Origin of the sequence: Microvirga sesbaniae (assembly GCF_025460805.1) — a bacterium.
Taxonomy (GTDB): Bacteria; Pseudomonadota; Alphaproteobacteria; order Rhizobiales; family Beijerinckiaceae; genus Microvirga; species Microvirga sesbaniae.
Genome location: NZ_JAMXFJ010000075.1, coordinates 1 through 10,283, shown reverse-complemented (window position 1 = coordinate 10,283; position 10,283 = coordinate 1). Strand labels below are relative to the sequence as shown.

Genomic DNA, 10,283 nt, shown 5'->3' with positions numbered 1-10,283 from the left:
CCATGCGATCACCCTGACTTGTGGTGGTCACTGCCGCGCCGGCAAAGCGCCTGTCGACCTCGGCAGGGCTGAGAAAATGAACCGTTGCCTTGCCCGCCTGCAGGGCGTGACCACCGGAGACCTCGGTCACCGCTTCAGACCCAAAGATCGCCCGATAGAGGTCGGCTGTCTCCGATGGATCATCGGCCACGATTGTGAACTCGATGATATCGACGACACCATTGGGATGCTGGCGCCATTCGTCACGCCAGACGAGCTCCGGTGTGAAATGATGGCAGAAGAATACGCGGCCGTTCGGGATCAGCTGTGACCCAAGCCTCACAACCCGAAACGCCGCATCCCGGGTGCCGCCCGGAAGGGCGACGGGACGCGAGAACTCGGCCGGGTTCTCGACAGACACTCCTTTGTCGGCAAGCGTGGAATGAAGAGCCAAAGACTCTGTTGTCTTGAACACCAGCCCTGTCAGGCCCGACGGATGCTTCCACAGATCCGCACGCTCAGTCTGCCGCCCCGGTTCATGCCCGAGCAGCTCGAGGTAGTTCTCGCCGAAGATTGCGAGATGATTGCTCGATCCTAACGTGTGGTGCCCCCGCTCGGTGAGTTGAAACCCCAGACGTCGGTACAGATCAGCCGCCGAATCGAGCTGATCGAGCACGTTGATAACCACATGGTCGAGCGTCGGTATGATCTGCTGCATTGTTAATGCCCTTCGGTGCTCAGCCATTGGCTGTCTGAACTTTCTCCAACTTGATCCAATGGCATCCGCCACCACGATCGTGGCCCCAAGTAAGGCTGGGAGAGGCGCCACCTGCTGCTCCAAACAGGCCTTGCCAACAGATCCAGCACGTCTGCATAGCTGTCCAATGCGCTCTGGAGAGAGGCCGAGGCTGACCTGTACGAGACATCGATCTTACACAACTGCTGAATTCATCGTCGGATAGATCCTTCGAACCTCCTGTCTAATGAGTTCATTCAAGAGAGTCAGTTGTGCGCATTGCAAGCTGATGCAAGCGGCGTCGTATGACCTGAGATCAACGATCGATCTAGGCTTCGCTTCACATTCTGCTACTCGGAGATCATTGTGCATGGATCGACCGGTTCTGCCGAGGCACCAGACGATCGGGCCGGAACGGCGCGAGTGCCTCATCCGGGCGCCCTTCGAGCAACTCTGCTGCAGCCATGGAGCCTATCACCGGCGCGAGAGTGACCCCACTGTGCATGACTGAAATGTAGTATCCGTCGATTTCCGAAGTAGGCCCGACTGCTGGCAGTCCGTCCGCCGGAATGGCTCGTATCCCAAGTTTGACTTCGCTGGCCTTCATGGAAGTCAGCGCCGGAATAACGTGGCTCGCCTCTTGAATGAGAGCATTGGCCTCCGGCATTGCTGGACCAACGATGGAGTTGGGGCCAAGCGCGTGGATTGCATCATTCTTGCAGATTAGAAGCCTACCTGACGTGTCGGGCCTGATGTGGCAACGCGGTGTGAACAGCACTCGGTTTAGGTGTATACCCGGGGCCTGCACATACACGAGCAAGCCATAGCTGGGATTCATCGGAACACGAAGTTCTTCCGGAAGGACAGGATCGTCAGCCCACCGGCCCATACAATTGACAACGGTGTCAGCCCGATAGGAGGTGCCTGTCTCTGTCCTGACGCCCACAACCTTCTTGCCGGCCCACTCGACACCAGACACCCTTGTTCTGGTTACCACCGTTGTACCAAGCGCCGAGGCTGCCGCCAGCAAGCCACGCACATACGAAGCTGTGTCGACCCATCCCTCTTCAGGGAAAAACGCTACGGGAGCCTCGCCTATTGTGCCGGCGTCGATAAATGGTGCGAGGCTCAGTGCCTGATCGGCTGAGATCCAGCGTGCCTTGTAGCCCCAGCCCTGAAGACGCTCGACATTGGTGACATGCGCTTCCTGGTCGCCCGCCTCGCGCCACTCCAGGCAGCCGGATTCATGGTACCAATCTCCGTCGAGTTCTTCGGCCAAGCGCCTATGGGCGCCCATCCCGGCGACGTTGAGGTCATGATACACGCGTGGGCTCTTATCGTGAGCATTGACCCAAGCGAAACTGGTTGAGGATGTCCCCCCGCCAATATCCCCAGCCTCGATCACGGTGACTTTTGCTCCACCTTGTGCAAGCCGGAACGCGATCGAGGCCCCAACCACTCCTGCACCGATGACGATGAATGACTGTCGGGACACAGGACCTTCCTTCCTAATCAGTTGATGCCAACGTGGCAGTGACGGTTATTACTCACCGGCTTCAGGGCTTACCGAAAGTACCGGCGCGTTTGAAGATCGGTACTGTTCAGCCTCGTTTCCCACTGTGCCCGCAGAACTATCTGGAGGATCCAGCGCAGATGAGCATGTACCCATTGATGCATCGCGTGATCCTCCTTCCTGGCGTATCCAGAAGATACCCCTTAGAATCTCGCGTACCGACGCGGTCTGAGGCCCGCATGGAACCAGTTTACCAGCGAGACGGTATCGTAGACGGGAAGCCCAACGGCTTCGCTGATATCGGCCGAGAAGGGAGACAGATTCGTGCATTCCAACACGAGTGCTCCGATCTCGGGATGATCTGACACGAAGCGTTTGGCGACCTCCAGAACTTCAGACCTGAGATTCTCATAGGGCACGCTGGTGTCACCATGCTTGATCCACCGGACAAAATCCGAGCTCTGGGGCATACCCGCGACGGGCGTGTCGTGCGGAATGCCAACCGCATCGAAGTATCGCCCATTCAGAACTTCGCCGTTGTATGTCATCACGCCCACGCGCTTGCCCGTCGGGATCAATTGCTGAACCATCGGGACTTGGAGGAGACTGCTGGTCGCTACCGGAACAGAGCAAAAGTCTGCCAGTTCGCGCTGGTAGATCGATAGGAACCCACATGTCGTGGTGATCCCGTCGACTCCGGCGTCGATCAGCTCCTGCGCGGCTCTCTTGAACGGCTCAAGCAAGCTCACATTGTGAAGGTCCGTCATGCCTGTAGGGACAGCGTCCTGAACAATCTTGTACTGGACCGGAAAGTCCCATGTCTCGGCATTGCCGATGTCGCCAAGGTAGCGTTGGAAACTCGTGTTGACCATCAGGATACCGATGGTGACGCCATAATATGTCTTTTTACGCATGTGCTATCCAATTACAAACATGATGCCACCCAGGGGCTGGAACACGTTAAGCGGGCTCCAGCTCCACCACGAACGGTTCAAGGTAGTCATCCAAGTCGACCTCGAGGACCGAGTTGAAGATGTTCGTGGCGACCATCGTTCCGGCAAAGCCAATCAGCGTGACGACCCCAGTTTCATCAAAGTGCCGTCTGAGTTCCTGCCAGATGTCGTCGGAGAGCTTCCCACGCCGTTCTCCGATCGCTTGTCCAACCTTGAGAAGGATGGCCTCGATCTCGGTCGGGTTGAAGTCCCGGGGCTCAATCCCCGCCTCTTTCAACAGTCGGCGGAAGAAGGTGGCGCACAGGACGCAGTCGGAACCGGTCGAAATGGCATACGCGAAGACATTGAAGGCCCGAACCCCAACAAGATCTTTCGCAGCTTTCTGCAGTTCGTAGAAGCCTTTGTACGTCCGATAAGCCGGAAGGGAGTGCAGGATCGCCTTTTTCATATTCGTGACTTGGCCGACGCGAGCGACCTCGTCGTCATATGCCGCATCCTGCTCAGAACTCCCGCGACCACGCTCGACAGCACTAACCCTGCTCATTGTAACCTCATGTGTATCAAGTGTCTCGATGTGTTTGATCAGTTCTGGAACTGATGAGGTGTCCTGCTACCATGCGGGAATGACGGTGCCATTGAAGCGCTGAACAATGTAGTTTTTGATCGGCTCAGATTCGAAAACAGCGATGAACCGCTTGATTTGAGGATCATCGACTTTGTCATTGCGTGCGCTCCAGACGATCGCCCACGGAGACGTCTTGTCTTCGAGCATAATGGCGTTCTTCGGATCGAGCCCCGCCAAGACGCCCTTGTTGAGGGTTACAAACGCGGCTCCGAGATCGCTTAACGACCGGGGCAGCATGATCTCGTCAAGCAGGATGATATCAAGGTTCTTTGGATTCTCAGCGACGTCACGAACGCTGGCGCTGATCGAGGCAGGATCCTTGAGCTTGATCAAGCCTGCCTTCTGAAGGAGAGCCAAGGCGCGAGACTCGTTTGCCGGATCGTTCGGAATGCCGATTTTTGCGCCATTCGGGATTTCGGCAAGCGACTTGTACTTCGCCGAGTAGATGCCGCCGGGCGCGACATAAGCAGGTTTGATGGCAGAGATCTTGTAGCCTCGTGACTCGTTCTGCCTCTGCATGTAGGGCACATGCTGGAAGTTGCTGACGTCGATATCACCCGCCTGGGTGGCCTCGTTGATCTGAGTCGGTTCAGTGAATTCGGTCACTTCGACTTTGAAGCCTTCCGCATTGGCTTTCTTGGCAGCTTCCTTCAAGAAATCAGCAAAAGGACCTGGAGATGCTCCAACGCGAAGGGCCGCATCGGACGCATAGCAAAGACTGCTCAAACCAATCATAATTGCTGCAGTGGCGGTGCGAAGGTTACTGAATTTCATCGAGCCATTCTCTTAGTGGTTGAACGTAAGCGTCAGGATCAATGGGTCACGATCGCTTAAACTCGGAAGCGAGATATTCGCGATCAAGCCTTGCAGCTGGCTACCCCTAAACCTTGCTTGGAAACGTGGTTATGACACTTGGGCGCGAGATACCGGGCGCGCTTGCGGCCGGTATCCCTTCACCTTACTTAACGAAGCCGGCCTCCCGGAACGCTTTTTCGGCACCAGGATGCAGTGGGACGGGCTGAACCTTCGCAGCCAAGGCCGGATCGTAGCGACCCATTGCTTGGTAGATATTCGCCAGTCGCGAGCGGTTGGACATGATGGCCTTGGTCATCCCGTACACGAAATCTTCGGGCAGATCGGATGACACCAGGTAGATATTGCCCATTGAGCTGACTGAGACGTCGGCGCTCTGGAGCTCCGGGAAGGTGCCTGCTTTGATCACGCCACGACTGTAGCCGTACTTCTCGGAGAGATTCTTCTGCAACTCTTCCGGAAATGAAGCAAACTTCACCTTGCGGCGTCCATCCACGATCTGGCTAGCAAGCCCGGACGGAATTTCGCCGGCAGTCCAGAGCACGTTGAACTGATTGTCGTTGAACCCTTGGATGAGTTCGCCATAGGACGAGATCACTACTTTGCCGCCGGCTTCACGGATCTTGGCAAAGGAGTTTCCGTAAAATTCGAGGGCGCGCTGAAGCGTCAGGTGCTCGGAGGTCGCCGGCGCCGTGACGCCGATCGTGAGTTTCGGGTCAGCTAAAATCTCCGCAAGCGAACGCTTCTCTTCCACCGGTACATAGACCATGTAGTAGACGTCGACGCCGGTTGAGCCGAGGGTCCGTAGCTTGTCGTGCTTCTGCTTATAAGGTTCCTCACCCTTGAAGGCTGCAGCACTCAGGAAATCGATTCCCATACCAATCTGGCTGAGACCAGCCTGGATGCGGGTCGGATTGTCTTTACCGCCACCCGGAACAACGCGGATGCTGGTATCGGGTATGGCTTCCATTACGAGAGTCGAGACCCCCGTCGTCTGGGTGAACCAAGCACCGCCAGGCGAGCCGGAGGCCCATTCCAGGTTTTTCGTTTGAGCTGCGGCCGGAAGCGGTGCGGCGAGGATCGCGCCAAGCAGCGCAAGCTGTGACAGTCTTGAGAATAGACGGTGCGACATAGGATTAGCTCCCTTCGTGCGGGTTAGAGGGACGGGCATCAGGTTGAAGGTGGAGACGCGGGGCCTCTTCAGCTTCGAACTCGGCAAGGGTCGCCGCATCGGCGGGGTACAGTCCGACCAGCTGGGCTCCGGCAGCAACACGCCTTTGAACCCAGGCCTCAAACCGGTTCTGCTTCTCCCCTCCAGTGGCGATGTCCTCAGCAAGGTGGGGTGGTACAACAAGAACTCCGTCCTCATCGGCAACGATCAGGTCCCCTGGCCAAATTGCCGCGTCGCCACACCCAATCGGTTCACCCCAGCCGGCAAAACTCAAACCTCCAATGGAAGGCGGCGAGGCGGTGCCACTCGCCCAAACAGGAAGGCCAACCTGCCGCAGGCCAGGGAGATCCCGCACTACACCGTCGCTGATGATGCCCTGAACACCTTGGATACGAAGCCGGTCCGCGAAGATATCGCCCACCGTGCCTGCGCCCTGATGCCCGCGCGCATCAATGACAATGATGCTGCCTGCGGGAGCGGCATCGATGGCAGCAGGAAGAGCGTCGCGCCAGCCGTAGCTCGCGGGCACGGCTTTGTCGTCACGCTCCGGTACGAAGCGCAGGGTAAAGGCTGGGCCGCAGATTGCTTGGTCTCCAACCAGTCGACGGGGGCCAGCGAGAAAACTCCGGCGCATCCCGTTCTTGATCAACTGGCTCGACAGCGTCGGGGTGCCGACGGCCGCAAGGCGGGCCGAGAGTGCTGGAGACGGCAGGGCAGAGTGATCGCGGGATTCGGACATGGCGGCTCACTCGAACGCAGGATCGACAGGAACGCGGTAGGCTGTGACGAGCCGGTTGGTCTCGTTTGCCATGCCGATGACCGCGACAAGTTCGGCGAACATCGCGTCACTCATACCAGCCTTTCGGGCTGCAGCGCTGTGGCTGGCGATGCAATAGGTGCAGTTGTTCGTGACGCTGACAGCTAAATAGACCATTTCTTTGACCAACGGATCGAGAGCACCTGGCGCCATCACCTCCTTGATGCTTTCCCAGGTCCGCTTCAGGGTCTTGGGATCGCGGGCAAGATACTTCCAGAAGTCATTCACGTCGGCCACGTCGCGTGTCCGCTTGATATCGTCGATCACGGCTTGGGCGTCGGGTGCCATGTCCTCATAGGAAATCGGCTGCGGCCTGCTCATCGCTCTCTCCCATCGCTGTCCTCACCGCATTGCTTGCAGAACGCCACCGAGTTCGTTGGCACTTCTCCTCTTAGGGGGTGCGCCTGTGTGCGTGCATCGAGCGACATTCACTGCACCTCTCCTTCCGGATGGCTGGCCAGCGCCGGCTGAAGCAGGGGATTGCTCTCGCGCGCGGCCATCGAGCGGCTTATCAAGATCATGGCACCGACCAGCGCTACGCCAACGGCGCCGCGTTGCCAGACGGGAACGGCATACCAGAGCGAGCAGAAGCACCCAGCTGTTATGAAACCGAGGCGCAACCACGCCGGAAGAGGTCCCCAGGCGTAGCCGACGAGACCTGCGGAGATCAGAACGAGCCCGGTTGCAAGAGCGGCGGCCGTGGCTCCAATGTCAAAGAGTGAGCCGCTCAAGATAAGGCCGGGCTCGTAGATGTATGCAAGACCCGTCACGAAGCCTCCGAGCGCGAAGCGGCACGCATAGAAGCCCGTCTTCATCGGAGGCGATCCTGCGATCGTCGCCGCGGCGTCCGCAACCGGAGCCACAGGCGGCGAGGCGTCCGCCAGAACGGCGAAGTAGAAGATGAAAAGGTGAATCGCGATCAGCGGCACCCCATGCTCGGCGATCAGCGGCGCGCCAATCGCAGCTGTGATGATATAGGCCGGCGTTGTTGGAATACCGACGCCAAGGAAGAGGCAGGTACCGGCGATCAACAATGCCAGCAGCAACAATGATCCACCGGCCGCTGCCTTGATCATCCCGGTGAAGGCGAGCAGGAGACCAGTATTGGTCAGTGCTGCGGTGATGATGCCTGCCGATGTGACCGCGACCGCAATCATCGAGATAAGGTACCCGCCATCCCGCAGTGCCACGAACACGACGCGCGGTCCCATGCGGGTGTGCCGCCTCAGCGCAGCGACGGCGACGGTTGCAATCGTCGCCCAGAAGGCCGCCAGATACGGCGAGAAGCGCATCATCATCAAGGTCACGAGGAGCGCCAATGGCAGAACCAGATGGGCATCGCGCCCGAGATCTCGCAGGCTCGGCAGATCGCGCCTCGGAATGGCGCCGATACCAAGTTTCTTTGACTCGTAGTGGACCGCTGTGAGGATGTTCACGTAATACAGAACCGCCCCCATGGCAGCCGCAATGATGATTGCCGAGTAGGGGACCGCAATCATCTCGGACATGATGAAGGCTGCGGCACCCATCACGGGCGGCATCAGCGGCCCGCCGACACTGGAGGCGGCCTCAATGCCCGCGGCAAAGACCGGCCGGAAACCAAGGCGTTTCATGAGCGGGATCGACATGGATCCGGTCACGACGACATTGGCGACCGAAGAACCACTCATCGTCCCGAAGAGGGCGGAAGAGATCACGGCCACTTTCGCTGGGCCACCCGTGAAGCGTCCGCCTGTCAGGGCTCCAAAGTTACCGAAGAGGCGGCTCATGCCACTGGCCTGCATCAAAGACCCGAAGATCAGGAACGACGCAACGATGGTCGCGCTCATGACCGTCAAGGAGCCGTAAAGACCGCTGCCGACCGACAGGAAATTGATCTCTGTAATATGAGCAAAACTCAATGGTCGGGAATACCAAGCGCTTGGCAGAAGGTGGCAGACTGCCATGTAGCCGATCACAAGCAGCACGAGCCCGGCTAGCGTGTAGGAGATCGAACGCCGTGTCGCTTCGACAATGGCGAGCACCATCGCTGTGCCGAGAACATACTGAATGGGCGTCAGCGGATCGATAAAGCTCGTACGCTCATAAATCTCAGCCTGGTTGAAATAGATATAGACGTTTGGGACGAAAGCGCCGACGGCGAGCAGGCCATCGAGAATAGTGGGCCTATCCTTGGGAGAGGCAGGGCTTGCCGGAAAGATAAAGAAGACCGGCGGCACGAAGAGCGCCAAGTGCAGTGCGGCTAACTCCAAGGGCTCCGGATAGCCGTACCCGGCGAAGTAGAGGTGTAGCAGCACCGCCCCTACGGACCATAGGCCAAGGATCGCTCCAGGCACTCCCTCGATTTGCCGCATCATCGGTCCCTCACGGTGCGAACGGATCGGAGGTCAGAACTGGGTCTCCGAAACCGGTACGTTGACTTGACCTTCGAACATTCCCTGCAGCGATTGTCGATTGCATACAATGATCAAAACAGCTTATACTCGTCTGGTCAATTCCAAAGAGCGGGCGCTTTGGAGAATAAAATTCTAAATGGCGAACGTTTCGTACGATAAGCCGAACACAATGATGCAATCAAGCCTATTTCTGGTGATTTTCTGCTGCATAAAGGACAGCCTTGGGCCAAATGCTCGCGCACGATCACGCACAACGGTGCCAAGCACGAGAAGGGGGGCTGCAAATGATCGGGAATGAGGACCCATCGCCGATAGCCCGTGCTGGATCATTCGACGTAGGGTCGGTGCCGGTTGCGGCCCAGCCGCTGCCGCAGCAAATTGCTGCACACCTGCGTGACTTGATCATTCATGACATTCTGAAACCGGGTGAGCGCATCCGCGAGGTGCCGCTTGCAGAAGAACTCAACGTCTCCCGGACCCCGCTTCGTGACGCCCTGAAGATCCTCGCGGTCGAGCGGTTGGTCGACCTTGCTCCTAACCGCGGTGCTGTCGTCACCGATCTGAGTATCGAGGAGATGCGCGATCTGCTGCGGGTTTATTCCTCGCTGGAGGCGTTGGGCGCTCAGATGGCCTGCGAGCGGGCACAACCAGCCGATATCACGGCAATCCACGGCTGGCAGAACGAAATGCTGGCCGCTTACGAGCGGAACGACCGTCTCCGCTACTTCCGGGCCAACCAAGCCTTCCATCTCAGCATCATCAAGGCCTCGCGTAATGCTTCGCTCATCGAGGTGCATGCGCAGCTCAATCTGCGGCTCTACCGCGTCCGCTATCTTGCCATTATGCAGCAACAGGACTGGACCTTCGTCAGCAGCCAGCATGAAGCCATTCTAGCCGCCCTCGATCGACGCGATGGACCGATGCTCTCGCGTCTCCTCGTCGAGCATCTCTCCGGTGCCAGGCGAGCGATCGCAGCACTGGAGGCTGCGGGCCTATCCCAGGATCAGGAGACACCGGCCCGCTCGCTCGCCTGACCGGAGGGCAGGGCAGGCGGCAGTCTCCAATAAGGACGGACGATGCTACCATCACCAGACAAACCGACGCTGGCGACGCACTGGGGCACCTACCGGGTTCAGCTTGAGGAAGGCGTACCGGTGTCGCTTGCCCCGTATGAGGGTGATCCGGATCCCTCGCCGATTGCTAACGCAATGATCGCTGCCAGGACCAGCCCCGCGCGTGTTTTGCGGCCAGCGGTGCGACGCTCGTTCCTGAAGAACGGT

11 protein-coding genes are annotated in these 10,283 nt (G+C 58.5%); 2 read left to right on the top strand and 9 right to left on the bottom strand.

What is annotated here, in order from left to right; translation table 11 throughout:
* The 9 genes from OCW50_RS32145 to OCW50_RS32105 form a co-directional block, all read right to left on the bottom strand.
* Positions 1-697: VOC family protein (locus OCW50_RS32145; RefSeq protein WP_262300314.1), on the bottom strand; the 697-nt coding region annotated here is incomplete at its 3' end.
* A gap of 379 nt (positions 698-1,076) precedes the next feature.
* The gene (locus tag OCW50_RS32140; protein ID WP_262300313.1) at positions 1,077-2,210 is read right to left on the bottom strand and encodes an NAD(P)/FAD-dependent oxidoreductase; all 1,134 of its coding nucleotides are present in this window, start codon (positions 2,208-2,210) and stop codon (positions 1,077-1,079) included.
* A 221-nt stretch (positions 2,211-2,431) separates the two neighbouring features.
* The gene (locus tag OCW50_RS32135) at positions 2,432-3,142 is read right to left on the bottom strand and encodes an aspartate/glutamate racemase family protein (RefSeq protein WP_262300312.1); all 711 of its coding nucleotides are present in this window, start codon (positions 3,140-3,142) and stop codon (positions 2,432-2,434) included.
* A 46-nt stretch (positions 3,143-3,188) separates the two neighbouring features.
* Positions 3,189-3,725 (bottom strand): carboxymuconolactone decarboxylase family protein, encoded by a 537-nt coding sequence (locus OCW50_RS32130; RefSeq protein WP_262300311.1) that lies wholly within the window; start codon positions 3,723-3,725, stop codon positions 3,189-3,191.
* Positions 3,726-3,791: 66 nt separating this feature from the next.
* Positions 3,792-4,580 (bottom strand): MetQ/NlpA family ABC transporter substrate-binding protein, encoded by a 789-nt coding sequence (locus tag OCW50_RS32125; RefSeq protein WP_262300310.1) that lies wholly within the window; start codon positions 4,578-4,580, stop codon positions 3,792-3,794.
* A 184-nt stretch (positions 4,581-4,764) separates the two neighbouring features.
* Entirely contained in the window at positions 4,765-5,751 is a 987-nt protein-coding gene (locus OCW50_RS32120; protein ID WP_262300309.1) for a TAXI family TRAP transporter solute-binding subunit, read from the bottom strand.
* A 4-nt stretch (positions 5,752-5,755) separates the two neighbouring features.
* Entirely contained in the window at positions 5,756-6,529 is a 774-nt protein-coding gene (locus OCW50_RS32115; protein ID WP_262300308.1) for an RraA family protein, read from the bottom strand.
* Positions 6,530-6,535: 6 nt separating this feature from the next.
* A complete protein-coding gene (locus tag OCW50_RS32110; protein WP_373371544.1) occupies positions 6,536-6,895 on the bottom strand; it encodes a carboxymuconolactone decarboxylase family protein in 360 nt (119 codons plus the stop codon).
* Positions 6,896-7,035: 140 nt separating this feature from the next.
* Positions 7,036-8,964 (bottom strand): TRAP transporter permease, encoded by a 1,929-nt coding sequence (locus OCW50_RS32105; RefSeq protein ID WP_262300306.1) that lies wholly within the window; start codon positions 8,962-8,964, stop codon positions 7,036-7,038.
* 323 nt (positions 8,965-9,287) lie between these two features.
* Here OCW50_RS32105 and OCW50_RS32100 point away from each other — a divergent pair, with 323 nt between their 5' ends.
* Positions 9,288-10,037, top strand: coding sequence for a GntR family transcriptional regulator (locus tag OCW50_RS32100; protein ID WP_262300305.1), 750 nt, complete (start codon positions 9,288-9,290; stop codon positions 10,035-10,037).
* A gap of 42 nt (positions 10,038-10,079) precedes the next feature.
* The coding region (locus OCW50_RS32095) for a hypothetical protein (RefSeq protein ID WP_262300304.1) at positions 10,080-10,283 on the top strand (204 nt) is incomplete at its 3' end.